Raw genomic sequence first — 18,294 nt, 5'->3', positions numbered from 1 at the left:
CCTCTTAAACTACCCCAATAGCTCTACCAAAATTCCTTGTAGCAACAAGTACTCTGTCTATATACTCATCAGGCTCCTTGGTCAACTTACCCTTAATCTTAGCCATAATTGGCTTGCCGCTATCATCATTCATATTGGTATATTCCTGCCCTGTTATAATGACGTTTAGAACATGCATAATTCTATTCTTGTGATTCTCATCGTAGAAAGAAACATTAAACATAATTCCATTCTTAGTCATAACCCCATCGGGCATGTCTTGATAATAAGATTTAAATTTGATCCAATCATGCATATGTAATTCCATATCAAAACTTCCGTCAAACTTACCTCGTGCCCAACCTCTGGTTAAATGAGCCTTGCTAGGATCTCCAATTCCGTAGGGAATCATCGTACCCTCTTGCTGAAATGGATAATTTATACTGCTTACAACAAAGAAATTCTTACGATCAGCATCAATTCTTATTGACGAGTAATCATACATTGGTGAATCAACATCTACCATCTCTTCTCCTCCATTATCTTTAAGATTAAACCCCAAACTTTAAATTCCATATCTTAACTCGCTTTAGGTAATGAGAATCTAAATTCATTCTTCATGTACCTAATCTTGCCTAGTGGAACAATGGCAAGCTTAATTACAATAATGCCTTCTTGTAATAGTGATCCCTGCGTCTGTACCTCAATAGTAAAATCACTATATGAACCTGACATATGTTTCTCAATTGCCTTCTTACATGACTCTTTAATCAAGACCGTAAAGCTATCCTCACCCTCAACAGCACTAATATCAAGATTGCGGTTTAAAAAATTACCTACAAGCTCTCGTCTGAGAATATACTCAGCTCTATACATGACCCTAGTACGCTCTACACAGTCATAATCACTCTCATCTGGAGAGAAGAGCCTAGCTTCAGTTACATAAACACCCTTAAACCCTTCTACATTTCTAAATCCTGTATATCCAAGCTGTGCTATTTGCTTAACATGAGTCAGTGTAACGTCACTTGATAGACCTATAATACCCCTGACACGCCCTTCATTATTTAAAACCTCACTAAGAGATCCATAATAAAGAGTTGAACTTAATTTTCCTAAGAAAATCCCAAATGGAATACCTCTAGTAGCCTTTCCTAGGTAATTCTCATATATTACAGGCTGCCCTAGAACTAAAAGCTTGATTGAAGGCGTAAAGCTAGATTTCCTCTCCTTACGCAAATCCTCAATATAAGTATCCATTGTCTCGTCTTTAGCCAGATTTCTAAATCTCATTACAACGAAGAACTCTCTCTTATTCTCTGTTGAGATATGATCAAGCTTGCTTACAATGTACTGCCAGTCGGATGCCTTGCTATTAATATCAAGAGCTAGGAATTCTATGTAATCTTCTATTGCAAGCATACTCTCAAGTGCAGCCAAGATTCCCTTTTGGGTATTCTTAAGCTTAGGTGCAAGATTATAGGTAACATATGATCCTTCAGGATAAGAATAACTAGAAGTAGCACTAAATTTAATCTTGATTCCTAAATCCTGTATCTCAATCTCACTGTCCTCTTTAACTTGCATAACCTTGGTTTTAATCCCCTCATACTCAAGGAAAAACTGTGCAGCGTCTTTAGTGCCCCCCTTAGAAATAGTGGCCTTAATATCTATAGGCTTGTAAAGATCATCACCACCTGTTATGGTCAACGTATAGCTTGCATCCTTTGATTTATCCCCAGCTGTAGTAACCATACTAGACTCACGCTCACCTATAGGGATTGCATAAATAGTACCCACACTGTATGTGAAGAAATCCTTACATGTATCTGCTAGCATAGAATGCCCCAAGACGGAGCAATCTTCTAGGCTAGTAAGCTTAGCGTATGCTGCTGTCTTTAATTTGGGTGCATATCCTAGAATAGCGAAAACACCACTTTTAAGCTCCTTCTCCTTACGCAAGGAAAAATCTTTAAACTGAGTCTCTAAATCTGGTAATTTATATCCTGTTCCCATTAACAAAACTCCTTCTGAAATTCACTAAGCTTGCTCATAAATTCATGTCTTGTAACCTCTGTATCATACAAATACCCAGCATCTACTAAGAATGCATCAAGATAATCAGCATCATACCCACTCTGATCTATTAATTCCTGCACAAATATCCCAACTTCTCGTCTTTGTGTCTCAGCATTCGATTCAGTATTAGTATCTACCTGTCTCCTAGACTCATCATTCTTTATTTGTTTAACAACACTCAAATCTTACCTCCTACCTATCAATTCAATTTTTATGTCTTTTAAATTTATTAAATCTAATTGTTGGCGTCTAAATAGAGGAAATATCATCTTAAAGCTTATAGATGTTCTACCAAGGGGCTTCTTGCCTGCATAATCACTAAAGCTATCATAGAAAATCCTATCAACTTGTATTTTGCACTCCCTATAACCGCAAAATACAAAGAAAATGTTTGTACATGAACATATCTTCCCTTCAAGTAAAGAGACAACATCAGCATCAGCACCAATAATATCTAGCGTGATCTGATAATGCCCAAGACCTACAAGAGTTACCTGTTCTTTATTAAGAAAAGCAGTAGTCCTATAATTAGCCTCTACATTGCATCCTCTAACGTAGCCTATTAAAACAGGTTCATTATAGCTTCTAGAAACAAGTAGACGTTCAATATCCTCTTCTGTGGCATCAAAAATAAAAGCATCTTCTGGAATACCAAATGCCATAAAATATTTAACAAAAATTTGCCTTACTATACTCTTCATCGATATCTAGCTCCCGTTTTAAAGATTATTTCCCCAATCTTATGTTTAAATGATCTATCTAATCCTAGGAAAGGCCTTGCGGGTATATTTCTCCTCCGATCTCCACTCATGTGTACACCCGCATACTTTAAAGGTGACCCCACGACTATAGACTTACCCTTAATGTAGTAGGTAATAGAATTCCTAAGGGTTCCATCGATAAACAAAATCTTTGCTCCCACACCTGTTCCTCGCTGCTTACTCCTTCCTAAAGACAAACCACGACTCTTATTTCCTATATACCTACGCCTTACAAGCGTAGAATTCTTTAAAGGTACCCATGCACTCCCATCAGGTGCACACTCATTATCAAAACAATTATTACTAATCGTTACTAATTCCTCTCCAATCTTATTTAAAACTCCTCTATTGCGAGCAGGATTTATTTTTTGTGATATTTGATCTACAAATTTAGTAAACATCTTAAATGCTTTTTCAAGCCCTTTAAATTTAAACATCTCCTCTATATCTCCTTTGGTTTCTTGATACAATACTTGCCCGCATAATACTCCCAGCAGATCCTATTCTCCTACCTGCTTCAAGCTTTGCAAGTCTGCTCTGGTATACTGCAACAATGTCATTTCTAACTCTTACGATCTCACGATCAGCCTCTCTACTAGCTCCTATAGCAAGGACAATATCACCTGCTGTGACACGCAATGAGTTATACCAAACGCGCCCATCCTGTTTGTACGCTAGATTACCAAGTCTCTTCTCAAACGCCACAACCAGTCCAGTAGAAGAATTAAGATTATTTAAGATAAATGAATTTACTTCCTCATTTTCAACAATAACCTTAGAAGCACTTTGAGTATCAACCTCTTCAAACTTTAAATACTTACTAACCTTAATATTGCTAGCCTGATTACCTCTCTTAAGTCCTGCTAAATACCCCCTTACGCTTTCAAAAAGAAGATGCCCGTATACATTTACAAAATCATTAACACCTAAACCTAACTCATTCATCAATACTCCCTTAAAATAGGCACTAGCGTCGCATACTCAGGTTCTATGTCTATAGGATCTGGATAGGATGTATTATCTGTGTAGGTAGTAAAAGTATGAGAATGTGAGCCTGCATAAGAAAAAGTATCTGTTTTAGTGTCTGTAACATAATCGTAATAAGACCAACCAAAATGGTGTGGTGCGCCTTCATAATGGTAGGAAACATACTCATGAGTATGTCTCCCAGCCTCAGCTGTCTTGCCATTAAACACTAAAGAAGGTATATGACTAGTCTTGAGTCTATAACGAGTCTCGCCTCCCAGTGAAGCATGACTACTACTAAACCTTATAAACCTATCTCCAGCCTCTCTTAAGACTCTACATCCCCTAAGAGTGATATAGTCTTTAAAATCATCCCTTGTGTAGAATGAAATAGATTTAACTGGAAATCTAGGAATCTGATGTTCCCTATTAATAGGATACACCCTGCCTTTAAAGATGAATGCTAGCGCTAGCTTTGACTTATACTGAGGATCGTCTTTCCAAGAATACCAATAAGGATCAGGGTTTGATGCACCATTGTATGCAAAATATCCCAAAGACAATTTAGCTCCCTTGCCTTGAGTACAAACAAATATAACTGATTCTCCTACATCCTTTACATGACTTGGGGCTATTAAAATAGATTCATTACTAATTTCAACCAACTCACCTTGGGGTGTAAAGCCACAGCCTGCTGTGGTGGAAATCTTTCTATTCTCTAGTGAGATATCAAACCCCTCCACTACGCGGCCATACTTGCTCTTGCTATAAAACACAAGATCACTCATTATTTTATCTTTCATCCTATTTAAGTAATTTATATCCATAGGCAGGCCACCTAGGAAATTAAACTTACTAATCATCAGTATACTCTCTCAATTGGGGCTAGATTTCTACACTTAGGAGTAAGCTCAAGCGCCCTTTGGTATGAATTATTATATTCTAACGGATAGACCAAATGAGTATGACTACCCTCATAGCTAGTCTCTTGTGTAGTGCTGGGATTGTCGTATCTGATCTGATCATAAAGATAATCAGATCGATACTCAGGATCCTGATTACGGTATTTACTGTAGTAAGTAAACTGATGTGTGTGTGAACCTGTTGTGTTAGTAACGCCTTCAATACTAAGTGTTGGAATATGTCTGGTTTCTAAAGTAAACCTGCTACGCCCTCCACTTCTTACAGCTGACCGTACGCCGCCTCTTCCTTCAGACACAATGCTACATTTAAGATACCTAGCATTAAAATCATCTACCATCCTACATCCTCTAAGTGTGATGTAATCCTTAAAGTCTGTTCTTTCAAATAAAAACAGGCTACCAACGGCTCCCATAGGTTCTTGATGCGGTCTATTAAACTCGGATACAGAGTTGTCTTTAATAAATCCAACTGCCAAATAATCGTGATACTGCTCCTGATATGTTTTTAAATAAGAATAAGGATCAAAGACTCCTCCACTAAACTCATATGAGATAAGATGTGCCTCTAAAGCCTGCTCATTATTTGTTTTTCTTACAAAAACTAAATGCACATACTCAGTCCCCTCATATACACTGGCAACCTTAACTGAAACAGCGTCCTTTAGGTTTATTAAGCTACCAGAGGGTGTAAACCCTATACCACTAGATAGCGTAACTTTCTTAGCAGAGGTATCATATACTAGACTAAACCCTTCTATTACTCGTCCATAAACCTTGCAAAGATTAAACTTAGCAAAATGAACATCAAAATCATTCCTAATTTTATTTAAATCCTCTGCTTTAACTGGTAAATGCTTGCTAAAACTCATCTCTAGTATTCCCTCCTAACTGGAAGGCATGTGACATAATCGGGGAATATATCTAAGGTCTTGGGACTTGAATTTTTAAAAACACCCGTTGCCGTATGTGTGTGCTCACCAGCATAAGTGCTACTGGCTTCTGAATTAAGATTAAAATAGGCATATGCGGTCTTATCAGTATATCGATATCGCTTGGAAAGAATACCTCGGTCATTGCTATATTTATGTCTATGCCCACCATCTTTACTTGTCACTGTTTGCTTAGTTTTAAGAGAAGGGATATTAGCTTTACCTAACACCCAACCCCAAACACCTGCCTCCCCACCAGCATTCCTACTATCAAGCCTTATAAGGCGGTCTTTATAATCATCCTCGCAAACTACGCAACCCTTAAGAGTAACGTAGTTTATAAAAGACCCCCAATATGGAAATACTGTACCCACGGGATAGTAAGGCTCGTTCTCCTCTCTATTCAGCTGGTAGCACGTATTTTCATACATACATCCTAGTAGGAGGCAATCTTTATCTAGGATCTCTGGATCATTATCTAGTGTATAGTAAGGATCAAAAAATGATGATCTCTTGCTCATGCTTTTCTCTTTAAGTGAAATACGAGGCTCAAGTCTGCCCTCAATCCTATGACCCTTAGTAAACTCCTTATCCGACTCATCTTTTATTAAGATCTCATTGCTAGTAGTAAGCTTGCCAGCTTTTAGGAAAATAAAGGCAGACCTTGACTGGCGCAAGCTTAAGTCAATACCCTCATCCCTCCTAAGCTGTACATAATATCCAGTACTTGTAAACCCACACCCTGCTGTGATTTCAAGGGCCCCAAATTCGTACCTCAGCTGGAGCCCTTCTATAACCTCTCCATACTTTGATCTCTTGCTTGCAACCAATGCACTTTTGAAATACTCTTGATAATCATTAAAATCTTGACTTGAAGGTGTGGCCCCACTGGTAAACTTCATGTCTATAACCCTTAAACCTCAATTAACCTTAACTTAAGAAGATGGATAATTCTTAGGCAGCGTTTTAGCGTCAGTTAGTTTAAGCACTGAGATTAAATTAGGATTTTCTACCTTCAGTTGCCCAATAAGACTAAATTGTGCATAGTGCTGTCCATTAATCCCACCCCTCTCTTGGTAGTACCTTCTAGCAAACTGCCCGTTACAAAATCTTGCCCTCTCATAATTATCCGATTTAGTTCCATCGTAGAGGAAATTCCTAAGTCCTACGCTCTTTGAGTAAACATCAGTACTTCGTGCGTAATGCAGTAAGTATATGTATCCGTCATAAATACTATCCTCAGGCAACTGAAAAATAAATGGCTCTATTCCTAATGCTACTTTTAAAAGGGCTGCCTCATCGAATTCAGGGATCCTATAAATCTCCATTCGCTTCTGTATTCCCTTATCAGTAGCAATAATCGCACCAGCAGTCTTAGCAGTCATTGCTATTCTGTTAGGCTGCAAGCTCATCTTGGACCTAGCTTCTTTAAGTTTGCTAATAAAGTCATCTGTTGACTTTACCTCAACGGGAGTTGATTTTGTGTGTAACTCATTCATACCCTTAAGAAGATAATCACGATGTACCACCTCAGCTAAATTTTGCATAACTATCTTCTCAGCTTGCTTTATAGCCTCCTCATCTCTATAATCAATATCACCAAAAGTCCGCTCAAGACTGTATCCTGTTAGCAAAAAGGTGCTTTTAGCTAACCCGTCTTTTAATTGCTTAGGATCTGATGAGAATGATGCAAGCTCACTACTCTCCTGCTTATCCTGCATAGCATACAAGGCAAGGGTACCTCCCTTCTGGTTAACAGGCGTCCTTAAAAAAAGACCATCTATTACGTCAAGATAAGGATTATCGAAATACTTATCCGCTATCAATCTTTCCCTATAAAGTGGGTTATTAAAACTAATATTAAAATTATTCTTACTAGACATTCTCTTCTATCTCCTCTACTTTGTTCTCTATTCTGATTCTGTCTTTATTCTTACTAGTAAAATCATCTTCAGCTTCTGTAAAGCTTACGAATCCATTTTGATTCTGGTGTAATTTAATTTTTGCAATAAGATCTTTATAAGAAGTAATGTAATTGGTTACTATATCCCTCTTTGATTCCCTATGCGATAGCCTAGCGAAATTTTGATTAAAAGTTTCTATACGATTAGTTAACTTCTCAAGATAAGCTAAACTGGCTACGTCTATGTTCTTATTCTCACTAGCATCCTCGGTACCCGTTACTTTATCTTTAATAGATTCTATGATGCTAGTTAAAGCCTCACCTATCTTATCTCCTATCCGCTCTGCAATCTGCGCACAATATTGATTCTCAATTTGCTCTGCATTCTGCTCAGCTTGCTCCCCTTCTCTATTCTCTTTGCTCATAAATCCTCCTTCTGTCTTTATGTCCTCTCCTAGTTTTAAAAACTTTTTAAGTCTTGAATGAAATATGATATTAACCCTATCTTGGTTAAGGAATACCCCTTCATTTAAATAGCTGTCACTGGGCATGAATTTCCTCTTAAGTCTCTTAACTAAATTCTTCTCAGATACTCTAGCTATATCTACTGCTGGAATGTCACTACCCAATATGGCCATGCCACCTAGGAAACGATTATCAGTATCCTGCTGTTCCTTAACATAGAACTCCCCACTGCAACCCCTTAAAGCCCCAGCCTCAATTAAATTACACAGCTCCTCGTCAATACTACCTGAGAAATATAGAATATCTTCCCTACGCACTACTTTATCAATCCAACCATTAGCTCGCTGTGCCTCAGCACCCCTACTGAGGAAATCACTGTGACCAATAAAGATCGGAATATCTCTCTTCTCTTTTTTAAAATTTGTAATAATATGCTCTAAGGTTTCACTTGTAACCTCAAAATCACCGTTAAACACGCCTGTGGTTAAAAATGGAACTTCCTCTAACCTTGCTATCAATTAAACCTCCTTCTCATCTATAAAACCTCCTTTTCATCTATAAAAATATCCTCATCGCCAAGTCCATATACTTTCTTAAAGTAATCCTGCCTAAACTTAATGCCGAACTCTTTTTTAAGTTCTATGTCCCTTGCAAGTCTTGCCTTCTGGTCAAATCTTTCTATGTACCTAAACTCAGGATAAAATTCCTGCTCACCAAAATTAAGATCAACTACTTTCTTAATAAGCAAGCAAATACCTTCCTGCACAAAACGCCTATCAGCAGCAGCATAATCCTGCCGCACCTCTTGGTGCGTCTTGGATATCGCATAACTCCCCGTTGTACCACTTTGTGTAGTTAATGTCTGACCAAGTATTAATTTAGATATTTGCATGTCAGCATATTCCTTAGCACTCAGAAACGCATTATTTGTTGCATCTTTACTTAAGAATTCCTTAATATCAATCTGATAGCTATCTGGGTGCAGCACGGTATAGCAATTATCAGCTGAGGATACTTTATGCAAAATGTCATTATCCTGCTCCTCTGTAGTCTCGCCTGTCTTGCTCTTAATAGTAACCATCGATCCTGTTAGGAGTTCTATAAAGCATTGGTGATAATAATTTGCTACTTCCTTGCGCTCGTATTCACCCCATACAGTATAGAAAAGAGGAAAACCACTAGCCCCATGTTCAATGCCATTTACAAGAAGTAAATGCTTAAAGTAGCCAAGATCATTTGTACCAGTAGTGCTTGCGGTAAAGAAAACCTTATCATCTTCAATCTTAATATGTTCATTTAAAATGAAATCGATGTTTTCTACCATAAGAAATATGCCATTACCATGCTCTTCAATACCCCATGTAAGCTCAAGGCATGCAAATCCAAAGGCTATTGCGTTCATGCACAGCTTTGCTATCTCAAACATAGAAAACTTTTCAAATTGTTTCTTTACAAACTCATATATCTCACGCTCACATCCATTTGATATGATCTCGTAATCTAGTGAGAGTGCTGTAAGTCTTGTGTTCCATAAACTTGCAACCTGACTATCAAGGAATACAAGATTTCTTAACTTGTCAAACGGTATGAAGTGATATGTATCATTTACATACGTTGATAGATTCTTCTTAAGTTTCTTGCTTCCCTTTATTCTAAGCTCACGTTCTCCTTTGCTTACTTCCATACTGCCCCCTCAAGTAAATCTGTATAGTTCTCAAGCAGCCATATGTAGAGCAGGGCCTTGCGTAAATTATCCTCCTCGCTAGTCCCCTCGTCGTAGTAAAACTTAACGGGGCGTGTTTTTCTAACCTTAATATCAAGGGTTGCTGTTGTGGTACAACTAGTAAGAGTTAGGATTGCAAAAACACAACTCATTATTAAATATCCTATTAACCATTTAGTATTCATTTACGCTTATTAAACTCCCTAATAAACTCTTTTAATGTTTTATCGTAATGCTTGCGTGCAAGAGCATCGCTCTTCTCTTTTCTTATAATATTGGCCTGCCCCTTCCTTAAAGCCTTAGTAAGGCGTAGTAATTTAGTTAGACTGTAAAAACATAAAAGACAGGCTGCAATAACAAATCCCCACAATTTACTAAAAATATTCATAACACCTCCTAAGGCTTAACAAAGAGTTACCCATTTACTTTAAGTCCCTAAAAGGATTAAAGTAACAATAATTTAAAGAGCACCTGTGCTACTACCACAGCCACTGCCCCTGTCAGAAAAGAGACTGTAATAAGTCTCTTGTTTTCCTTTATGATTTTTATCAAGACGCGACACCTCCTTCTTAGTAAAAATTCTCTTAGAAAATTTATTGTATAGCCTTCCTCTTTTATCCAAATTAAGGCTATCGTAGATCACATTGTTATCTTGAGTTGCAATAAAATGACTAGAGCCTGCCTCCAGTTTGACCTCAGTAATTTCAAACTCTTCTTCCCTGCTGCGGTATGATATGTTCTCATATCTAACACTTGCAAGGATCCCATACCACTTTAAAACCTTACTAGGATCTACTATGTAGCAATTACTCCTAATAAAGCTTCTAGCCACAAACTCCTCATAGGCAGTATTGATATGCTGGTGTTTAAAGACAAGTCCCTTAAATTTAGAGACAAAGAAATGTAGAGAAAGCAAGTAACATCCCCATTTCCTAATAGGAGTTACAAACCTTACATCTTCTTGTTCTAGCGCAAACATATGTTTATGCTCCCAAAACACTCATTATTAAGATCCCAAGCCTGCCTCACTTGTCTAGTCATCCTCGCCTAGTCCCTTCTCTTTATTTCTTCTTGTAACAAATCCCTTGCTTGCCTTACATCCAACTCCTGCACCAAAAAACCCAACTCCACTTACAAGCGCAACAGAAGCTATCTGTGATACCTCACCACAGATAATCAACGACATGATAGACACCACAATGGACAAGTACACGCACAAATGCGCTAGTATGAGTCCATGCTTTGCTATCATCTTCGTTTGTGATTTCTTCTTTTTTGTATGATTTTTATCCCAATACTGCACTTAAACCCACCCTAACAACTTAAGTACCCCAAAAAGAGCAGTAGCAACAGCTGAGACCTTCACAATGAATGTTCCAATATTATTGAATGTATTAAACGAAATGTTTGTTCTCTTAATGCTTTCCAGCTCTGTGGAAAGCTTATGGTAGTAGGCACGGGTTGTCTTCTCCTGCCTATCTAGTTTTGATATTAAAAGTTTTCTTAAATCTTCAAACTCTTCTCTAAATTCCTTATACTCATCTCTTAAAACATCTACTTTTCCAATGAGTCCGTTCCCATTCTTACTCAGATCAGGATTAAACCCTAAATATGTGCGTATGTAGGATACCTGCTCAGCAAAATTCTTAATGCACTTTCTTTCTCTATACTCCAACTTTGATATGGCACTTTTGATAAAAAAACATTATCTTGTAAAATTAATGCTACTGCTAAAGTAAGAATGGGTAAACTACATTATACCATAAAATAATCTTCTTGTCAAGCTATTTGTTTCACCATTCCTTCTTTTTTCTTTGTTTCATATTCCCTTTTCTCTATATTTTCCCTATAGGTGCCTAATAAAGGCACCGAATATAGAGAAATACCACTAATGAAAGATAGTAACTAATGAAAGATAGTAATAAATATTCATTAGTTAATTATATTAAATTTTATCAAAAAAATACAATACCATCCTCTCCTGTGAAGACATTATTTTTAAACTAAAGATTATTACAAGGAAACAATATATTTAAAATTAATAATAAGTAACTAAAAAAAGGATGGTAAATATGATAATAATAGGCAAATTAAGGTTCTATAAGCCCAGTGAGATAAAGAATATTTTAGAGGAGATTTATAATCTCCCTTACAGTGAAAGCTATCTCTACAAAACATTTATAAAATTAGACGCTACAATTAAGATAGAAAGAACCAACTATATTTTAGAAGAGTTTATTAAGTATCTATTCATGGCAGATTTAAAAGATCCGATGAGTTTATCGGAAGCTAGAAAGAGAAATAAAGACGTTAAAAAAAAATTATTAAAAAAGATAAATATAAAGCTACTAAGAGCGGAATACAGAAGATCTAAAAAACAAGAAAATATAGATGCTAAAAAAGAAATAAAGCAAAATCAAGAGAGAAGGAAAAAAGAGATCATTAAGAGGATTAACAAAAATTTGTGCATTATTTATTAAAGTTTATATATATATGAATAGAATTATGTTTGTACTCACAGAAGATGATATTTGTATTGACATCGAAATATTATTCAACTATATTAATAATATAAAAAAAGCATGCAACCTCAGGGGTGGGCATGCTACTGTATAAATTCAAATTTTTGATTTATACTTTATAAAAAATATAATAAACGGTACTATACGCAACAGTACAAAAAGCCTTATAGCACCAAAAGGATGTCTAAAATGATAATTCAAAAAGCCTACTTTTTCAAGACTACCACTAAAGGGATCAAGGCACTACTTAATAGGATCATTAAGAATAGCATTAAGGCCGGTAGTTGCTGCAAAGCACTCACTATTAACCACATAAAATCACTCGTGGTACGCACATACAAGCGAATCGAACGGGTATATAAAATATGTTGGGCTATTGAGCGCAAGAATACGGAATATTTTGCCTCAGGCAGGCTTGCACACTACTCAGCAGGTGACATCCACAGAATGGTTAATGCCTCCCTTGTCAAGGACGGCCTTAAACCTGCTGCAAAAAGTACACTCAGAGGCGATATTAGGGTGTTAAAGGACTTGGGGCTCATTAGGGCTGTAATTCAACCTTTAGGTGAGGGCAATGGTGGCTTTGCCTTTTACGTAATCAATTGGAAACTATGGAGAAACTTTAAAACAATTATTAAGAAGCACCATGAAGACAAACTAATTGACACACTGGCTGGTGTTAGAATTAAGGGTGTTTTTGAAGATAAAATCGATGCTGTCTCTTTTGATGATGTTGATGACTATGAACAAATTGAACAATATGCTGCTGCTTCCTTTAAACAAAACGAAGAAGAAATGGTGTTAAATGCCGCCCCTCAAAATAGCACCATTATACCTAAAGGTATAATAAGCTTAACTAATACTAAGAATTCTAAGAAATCGATTTTAAAAAAACATAGGGAAGGGGGAACTTCTAATAAAGTAGGGGTCGTTTTTGGAGGCATCGGGACTAGAGAGGAGAGTTCTTACGAAGAGAAGGACAAGAGGGGGAGAATAGAAGCTAGCGATGAGAAGAAAAAGGGGGGGCATATCAGCAAATCGGCTGGGAAGGTATGTTTGAAAGCTGGTGGCTTTAAGAGCAGCAACAATAGGCAGGAGAGTCTTCATGCAAAAGCGCCGCCGCGCCGCGCCGCCCCCCGCGCTGCCGCTGCGTACAAGAGGAGTTATGAGGAGCATATGGAGTGTAAACTAGAGAATAAATACAGCGTCAACAGGCACACTTTGGCTACAATAAGGCGGTGTAGCAACAACGTAGCCACGCATAGGAACGCCTTGCGTAATTTGGAGGCAAGCTTAATTTATGCTAGCGATTATGCTGTAGAAGACGTGGCTGGATACTACACAAAGCAGTTTACGCAGGTTTACAGCAACAAGGTTTGGATGTTAAATCCCAACACAGATAAGACTAATGATTTTTACAAGGTTTGGGGCTCGTTCATGGATAAATATACGAATAAGTACAAGCAACAGGAGCTCTTAGGCAGGGTTGTTTACTCGGATGGGTATGGTAACCTACGTGAGCTTGATTCTAGTGGTAGGTTTAAGGACTCAGGGGCTCAGTCATTGGGATTGCTTTTGGATAAATTTAGGCAAGATATTAGCATTAACGAGGAGGTGGTGTCATGAGTGGTAAGGTTCAGCTTACTAGAGAAGAAAGGGTAGTGAGTGCTATGTTACGCAATCAAACTCATCTGATGAGGAATACTGATTATTTTTATGAACGCATAATGGGGCTTGAGTATGGTAGCAATCCACATGAGGTTTTCAATAGAACTGGCACTAAGAAATTGTATCGTCTTCTTGAGAGGGGTCGACGAAATTTTGAGAAGTACTTAAAGAAGCATGGCGAGGGTCGCGATCCTGCTGAGGTTTATGAAGAATGGAAAATATGTAGGTTTGATTCAGAAAAGCTCTTAACGAGGCTTTATTCAAAATTTGCGATACTAGACCCTAATCTTGTGTTCTTGAGTGAGGATACGACAGTGAAAAAAAAGGAGGTTTTATGAAAATATTTGAGAAGCTTGGGCAGCTTCTTTGTTGTAAGAATCGCGCTATATTGGCTATAATAGGGCATAGAGAGTTTATGAGGAGTTTTGTATGGGGAATTTAATTAAGCAAGTAAGTAAGTTATTTTTCTCTAGTAAAGAAGACGATCGGGAAATTGATAATTTTTGCATGTCTTTGGATAAAGAAAAAGATGTGCAGCAGGTTAAGAAGAAGATGGGGCGGCCTCCTTTAAACCTTACTGCTGAGGAGCGAAAGGAGAGGCGAAAATTAATTAGTCAGAAGTCTGCTCTTAAGAACAAAGATAAGAAGAAGCGGTACAGAGAGGAGAATAAGGAAAAGATGAGGGGGTATCGGAGAGCGTACAGAGAGAGGAATAGAGAAAAAGAACTAGCAAGGTCAAAAGAGCACTATTACAAGGATGTTGAAGGCAATAGGGAGTATCAAAGGGAATATTATAGGAAAAATAGAGAGGCTATAATAGAGCAAAGCAGGGCATATTATAGGGAGCATGCCGAAGAAGTAGCTAAATCTAACCATAGGTATTACTACGCAAATCAAGAAGAACTTAAGCGTAAGAGAAGAGAGAAGTATGCAAGACAAAAGTTGGCAGCACAACAGACGTAAGTTTTGCTTACTTTAGTTTATGCCATGCATGATTGACAGGATAGGATGTATAAGTTTTGTCTAGTATGGCAGCGCCACATAGGCAGGGTTTAGGGATCTAAGTTTGTGCTCGTGCCTGCTTATTTAAAAAAGTTTACCAATATGATTCCTTAACAAAGTTGTTCGCAAAAGTTATCAGTTATACTGTCCATTTATATTTAAAAATATCTGTTTCTATTTAAATTCTATTTAAAAGGTAATCACTTCTATTTAAAAATATCCAATTTCTATTTAAAAAAAGTAGGCTTGAAACAGTATTCTAATTGATTTTAAGGCATGTTAATTTCTATTTGAAAATAATAAAAGCCATTATTTAAAGAGTTGGTGCACAAGTGTTAAATGAACCAGTGAACATAGACTTGTATTTAAAAATAAAAAGGATATGTTTGTGCTGTTTAGTAAATTGCATAATTAATCTACTTTTAATGAGGATCCATTCAATTAGGTTGACAAAAGTAACAAAATAAGATACAATAAAGATAGCTTAAAAAAAGGAGAAAAAATGACTACTTTAGGGATTCCATTAGGAAAAGATTTTGGTAATGAAGACAGCAATACATGCGATAAAACACAAGTATCAGCTGCCATCAACTATGATTATAACATAAAGGATGGTTATAATATAAGAGACATTTTATTAGAATTTAAGAAATACGAAGCGTTAAAAAGAGACCAATTAATTATGGATATAGAATGTAGAATAAGTGAGTTTAATAAGTGGGTAGCAAGCCTTGAAAGGGATCAGTACAGGTTTATATCAAGTATTAGATCAAAGAAGTTCCATGCTTCATATCATGATTTGACATATATGTGTGAATATTTAAGCTTATACATAAATAGTAAGTTTGAGTATTATAATACTTATCTATTTCGTAATGAAATTTACTTAAACAGGTTTAGAGATAGATTTAAGCTAATGTGTACTTACTTATTTAATAGAAGTAAGTACAAGGCTAGGGTGTTGGATATGATATTGAAGGAAAAATTAGTGATTGAATGCATCAGTCGTTGCATTGCAAACTTTGATAGTTCTCTTAAAAGAGTAAAGAAAAGCATCGCTAACTTTATGAGAAGAAGAAATAGTGGAGTGTGGAAATGAATAGAAGTCAGTTGGGTATACTGGATAAATTAAAGTTTGATATTCAGTTTATGTACATGAATTTCATCAAGATAGTGGGTGCGTTACTGCTTGTAGGCTTTAACATCTTAAATTCATATAACGGATTTATTGTTTATTCAAGCGAGCACCTAAGCAGAGAGCAGCATTTGCTTTATTTAGGGTTTACTATCGTAATAATAGTAGTGCCCACTATTATTTTTCATAAGATGTTGTATTTACTTAATGAATATAGAATACAAAAGCAAACTGGTAGTGTAACGGTTATGTCTAGCCGACATAGCAAGGTTGTGGGTGTATTGCTTGTTATTGCTTTTATAACTCAATTAGTTAGTACATGGGGTAGTTATGAGAATTTTTTCCAATTGTTCTTCAGCTCACAGCTTCGTGAGGTTAAGCAACAACAATTGAGTATGGTTGCATCATCAAAAGTAGCTATGCAAGCTGAGAAGACAATATTGAACCAGCGTATAGACATGTTGAAGCGACGAATAGAAGCTAATATAGCAACAATTGAATCAGTTGAGGTTAAGAATTTGGCTTTATATCACGATCACAAGACTAAAAAGCTGGAGTATGAGAAGTTCATTGATAAGAAAAATAAAGAGAATAAGCAATTAGAAGTACAAATAAATTCTTATTTAGAAAAGGTTAAGGAACTTGATATTAAGCATCATGAATCTATTAAAGAGAACAGTGAAGGGAATAATATGTATGGGATTCATGCATTATTCCTAATACCGGAAATATTTAACAGTGAGCATTCATATATAAAATATTTAATATCTTATTTACTATTGTTGTGTTCTTTTGCATTAGATGTTGTCTTTTGTATTTTTGTTTATCATATATCTAGTTTGTATAAAAGAGATTATGAGTCTAGACTAGCATACACTAGCAATCTTCACAAACCATTAGTAGTAAGCAATCTTCACAAACCATTAGCTAGTATTGCTAGTAAGTTTAGAACAAAAAAGGTTGACTTTAACTCAATACCAGTTGATGTCTACAAGACACTAGACTTTTTTGTTAATAACACAAAAGAGGACAATAGGGTGCTTAAGAAGGTTGAACTTATTTCAAAAGAGACTGGGGTTTCAATTCACTATGTTAGAAAGGGTATAGCAACGCTGCTTAAGCATAATTTGCTTCATAAAAAGCATAGAGCTTTTGTTCTAAATTACGATTTAATAACTAAATTAGTTGATGACATTAACAACAATGGGAATGACAAGAGTGAAGTAGCTACTCTTAAGAAAGCTATTAAAGCACAGTTTGCTTTTGTTTCAACAATTGCTAGTGTTTCTATTTTAACCAAATTGTTATAATTAAGGGGGTGTGGAATGAGTAATGGTGTGTTAAATGCCGATTTGGATGCAAACAAAACTTTAAATCAATTAGTGGAAGGTCTTCTTAGTAGTTTATCTGCTAATGAAAAGGGTGTTGCTATCTTACTAGTTGAAGCTGCTAGATCATATATTATTGCATTAAAAAGCGATATTGCAGCGCTTGAGAAGGGAATGGTAGGTCTTGAGGAGAAGATGGCTACCAATTTTGCATCAATGGATATTAAGTTTGTAGCAGTAGAAAAGGAAATAGCTGGACTTAAGGAGAATATGGCTACCAATTTTGCATCAGTGGATAAGGAAATAGCTGGACTTAAGGAGAATATGGCTACCAATTTTGCATCAGTGGATAAGGAAATAGCTGGACTTAAGGAGAATATGGCTACCAATTTTGCAGCAGTGGATATTAAGTTTGCAGCAGTGGATAAGCAATTTTTAGGAGTAAACCAAAGAATAAATGATGTTAAGAATGATATTGAGGAGAAGATGGATACAAAGATAAATAATTTAGAAAAAAATATTTATAAAGAACTTGCAATAATGAGGAAAGATTTTACTAAATCCAATAGAATACTAATGGCATCCGCGACGCTGATATTTCTTTTGGGAGTTGCATTTATACCAAAAGTAATGGCATATTTGGGTATGTAGTCTTTTAAGTTTTAATTTTGAAAAGCAAAGCCAAAGTTAACTAGCTTTGGCTTTTTATTTAAGAAGATAATTTTTATTTAAAATAAATACTAATAAATAATATAACCAAATTAAATAAAGACAACAATAAATTTAGAAGCAAGTGCTTATTCATAAAAAGGGAAACAACAATAAAGTTATAGGTACCGACATCATCAACATAACAATAAAGTTACCTGTTTTTATAAACAAAGAATAGCAATATACTATCTAGTTATATT

The 18,294-nt window shown here is 36.1% G+C and carries 25 protein-coding genes; 8 read left to right on the top strand and 17 right to left on the bottom strand.

The genetic code is table 11. The features are described 5' to 3' along the window. Window positions 1-4: 4 nt before the first annotated feature. The 17 genes from LSO06_RS05035 to LSO06_RS04955 all read right to left on the bottom strand — a co-directional run bounded on the left by LSO06_RS05035 (window position 5) and on the right by LSO06_RS04955 (window position 11,403). Window positions 5-541, bottom strand: a complete 537-nt coding sequence (locus LSO06_RS05035; protein ID WP_231761013.1) for a hypothetical protein — start codon at window positions 539-541, stop codon at window positions 5-7. A gap of 17 nt (window positions 542-558) precedes the next feature. Then, window positions 559-1,995 carry a DUF2586 family protein gene (locus tag LSO06_RS05030; protein ID WP_231761012.1) on the bottom strand — a complete coding sequence of 479 codons (1,437 nt, stop codon included), beginning with the start codon at window positions 1,993-1,995 and terminating at the stop codon, window positions 559-561. After that, window positions 1,995-2,240 (bottom strand): hypothetical protein, encoded by a 246-nt coding sequence (locus LSO06_RS05025; protein ID WP_231761011.1) that lies wholly within the window; start codon window positions 2,238-2,240, stop codon window positions 1,995-1,997. Before LSO06_RS05025 ends, LSO06_RS05030 begins: the two co-directional genes overlap by 1 nt. Before the next feature lie 3 nt (window positions 2,241-2,243). Continuing rightward, entirely contained in the window at window positions 2,244-2,759 is a 516-nt protein-coding gene (locus tag LSO06_RS05020; protein ID WP_231761010.1) for a hypothetical protein, read from the bottom strand. Further along, a complete protein-coding gene (locus LSO06_RS05015) occupies window positions 2,756-3,256 on the bottom strand; it encodes a phage virion morphogenesis family protein (RefSeq protein WP_231761009.1) in 501 nt (166 codons plus the stop codon). The genes LSO06_RS05020 and LSO06_RS05015 overlap by 4 nt, the downstream gene beginning before the upstream one ends. Further along, entirely contained in the window at window positions 3,249-3,764 is a 516-nt protein-coding gene (locus LSO06_RS05010; RefSeq protein ID WP_231761008.1) for a hypothetical protein, read from the bottom strand. Before LSO06_RS05010 ends, LSO06_RS05015 begins: the two co-directional genes overlap by 8 nt. Continuing rightward, a complete protein-coding gene (locus LSO06_RS05005) occupies window positions 3,764-4,648 on the bottom strand; it encodes a hypothetical protein (protein ID WP_231761007.1) in 885 nt (294 codons plus the stop codon). Before LSO06_RS05005 ends, LSO06_RS05010 begins: the two co-directional genes overlap by 1 nt. Continuing rightward, a complete protein-coding gene (locus LSO06_RS05000; RefSeq protein ID WP_231761006.1) occupies window positions 4,648-5,577 on the bottom strand; it encodes a hypothetical protein in 930 nt (309 codons plus the stop codon). The genes LSO06_RS05005 and LSO06_RS05000 overlap by 1 nt, the downstream gene beginning before the upstream one ends. A 2-nt stretch (window positions 5,578-5,579) precedes the next feature. Next, window positions 5,580-6,539 carry a hypothetical protein gene (locus tag LSO06_RS04995; protein WP_231761005.1) on the bottom strand — a complete coding sequence of 320 codons (960 nt, stop codon included), beginning with the start codon at window positions 6,537-6,539 and terminating at the stop codon, window positions 5,580-5,582. Between the two features lie 33 nt (window positions 6,540-6,572). Then, entirely contained in the window at window positions 6,573-7,520 is a 948-nt protein-coding gene (locus LSO06_RS04990) for a hypothetical protein (RefSeq protein ID WP_231761004.1), read from the bottom strand. Beyond that, entirely contained in the window at window positions 7,513-8,523 is a 1,011-nt protein-coding gene (locus LSO06_RS04985; protein WP_231761003.1) for a hypothetical protein, read from the bottom strand. Before LSO06_RS04985 ends, LSO06_RS04990 begins: the two co-directional genes overlap by 8 nt. Window positions 8,524-8,540: 17 nt before the next feature. Continuing rightward, the gene (locus tag LSO06_RS04980) at window positions 8,541-9,689 is read right to left on the bottom strand and encodes a phage portal protein family protein (RefSeq protein ID WP_231761002.1); all 1,149 of its coding nucleotides are present in this window, start codon (window positions 9,687-9,689) and stop codon (window positions 8,541-8,543) included. Continuing rightward, window positions 9,680-9,913, bottom strand: a complete 234-nt coding sequence (locus tag LSO06_RS04975; protein ID WP_231761001.1) for a hypothetical protein — start codon at window positions 9,911-9,913, stop codon at window positions 9,680-9,682. The genes LSO06_RS04980 and LSO06_RS04975 overlap by 10 nt, the downstream gene beginning before the upstream one ends. After that, complete coding sequence (locus LSO06_RS04970) at window positions 9,910-10,116, bottom strand: hypothetical protein (RefSeq protein ID WP_231761000.1); 207 nt, start codon at window positions 10,114-10,116, stop codon at window positions 9,910-9,912. The genes LSO06_RS04975 and LSO06_RS04970 overlap by 4 nt, the downstream gene beginning before the upstream one ends. Window positions 10,117-10,188: 72 nt before the next feature. Further along, on the bottom strand, window positions 10,189-10,707 hold the full coding sequence (locus LSO06_RS04965) for a DUF261 family protein (protein ID WP_231760999.1): 519 nt from the start codon (window positions 10,705-10,707) through the stop codon (window positions 10,189-10,191). 54 nt (window positions 10,708-10,761) lie between these two features. After that, window positions 10,762-11,031, bottom strand: coding sequence for a hypothetical protein (locus LSO06_RS04960; RefSeq protein ID WP_231760998.1), 270 nt, complete (start codon window positions 11,029-11,031; stop codon window positions 10,762-10,764). Further along, the gene (locus LSO06_RS04955) at window positions 11,032-11,403 is read right to left on the bottom strand and encodes a hypothetical protein (RefSeq protein WP_231760997.1); all 372 of its coding nucleotides are present in this window, start codon (window positions 11,401-11,403) and stop codon (window positions 11,032-11,034) included. Between the two features lie 397 nt (window positions 11,404-11,800). On the opposite strand from LSO06_RS04955, the gene LSO06_RS04950 reads away from it, so the two are divergent. The 8 genes from LSO06_RS04950 (at window position 11,801) to LSO06_RS04920 (ending at window position 18,034) form a co-directional block, all read left to right on the top strand. Further along, entirely contained in the window at window positions 11,801-12,208 is a 408-nt protein-coding gene (locus tag LSO06_RS04950; protein ID WP_231760996.1) for a hypothetical protein, read from the top strand. A gap of 13 nt (window positions 12,209-12,221) precedes the next feature. Continuing rightward, window positions 12,222-12,344 carry a hypothetical protein gene (locus LSO06_RS05800; RefSeq protein ID WP_255673286.1) on the top strand — a complete coding sequence of 41 codons (123 nt, stop codon included), beginning with the start codon at window positions 12,222-12,224 and terminating at the stop codon, window positions 12,342-12,344. Window positions 12,345-12,439: 95 nt separating this feature from the next. Beyond that, on the top strand, window positions 12,440-13,876 hold the full coding sequence (locus tag LSO06_RS04945; protein WP_231760995.1) for a plasmid maintenance protein: 1,437 nt from the start codon (window positions 12,440-12,442) through the stop codon (window positions 13,874-13,876). Continuing rightward, on the top strand, window positions 13,873-14,256 hold the full coding sequence (locus LSO06_RS04940) for a hypothetical protein (protein WP_231760994.1): 384 nt from the start codon (window positions 13,873-13,875) through the stop codon (window positions 14,254-14,256). The genes LSO06_RS04945 and LSO06_RS04940 overlap by 4 nt, the downstream gene beginning before the upstream one ends. A 91-nt stretch (window positions 14,257-14,347) precedes the next feature. Further along, window positions 14,348-14,881, top strand: coding sequence for a hypothetical protein (locus LSO06_RS04935; protein ID WP_231760993.1), 534 nt, complete (start codon window positions 14,348-14,350; stop codon window positions 14,879-14,881). Between the two features lie 541 nt (window positions 14,882-15,422). After that, window positions 15,423-16,019: a hypothetical protein gene (locus tag LSO06_RS04930; RefSeq protein ID WP_231760992.1), complete on the top strand. Its 597-nt coding sequence runs from the start codon at window positions 15,423-15,425 to the stop codon at window positions 16,017-16,019. Next, entirely contained in the window at window positions 16,016-17,365 is a 1,350-nt protein-coding gene (locus tag LSO06_RS04925; RefSeq protein ID WP_231760991.1) for a replication/maintenance protein RepL, read from the top strand. Before LSO06_RS04930 ends, LSO06_RS04925 begins: the two co-directional genes overlap by 4 nt. A 15-nt stretch (window positions 17,366-17,380) precedes the next feature. Beyond that, window positions 17,381-18,034, top strand: a complete 654-nt coding sequence (locus tag LSO06_RS04920; protein ID WP_231760990.1) for a hypothetical protein — start codon at window positions 17,381-17,383, stop codon at window positions 18,032-18,034. Window positions 18,035-18,294 lie beyond the last annotated feature (260 nt).

Source organism: Borrelia sp. RT5S (assembly GCF_021165755.1).
In the GTDB taxonomy this organism is placed as follows: Bacteria; Spirochaetota; Spirochaetia; order Borreliales; family Borreliaceae; genus Borrelia.
Note: the sequence above shows the minus strand (reverse complement) of the source record. Positions and strands in the feature narration are given on the sequence as shown.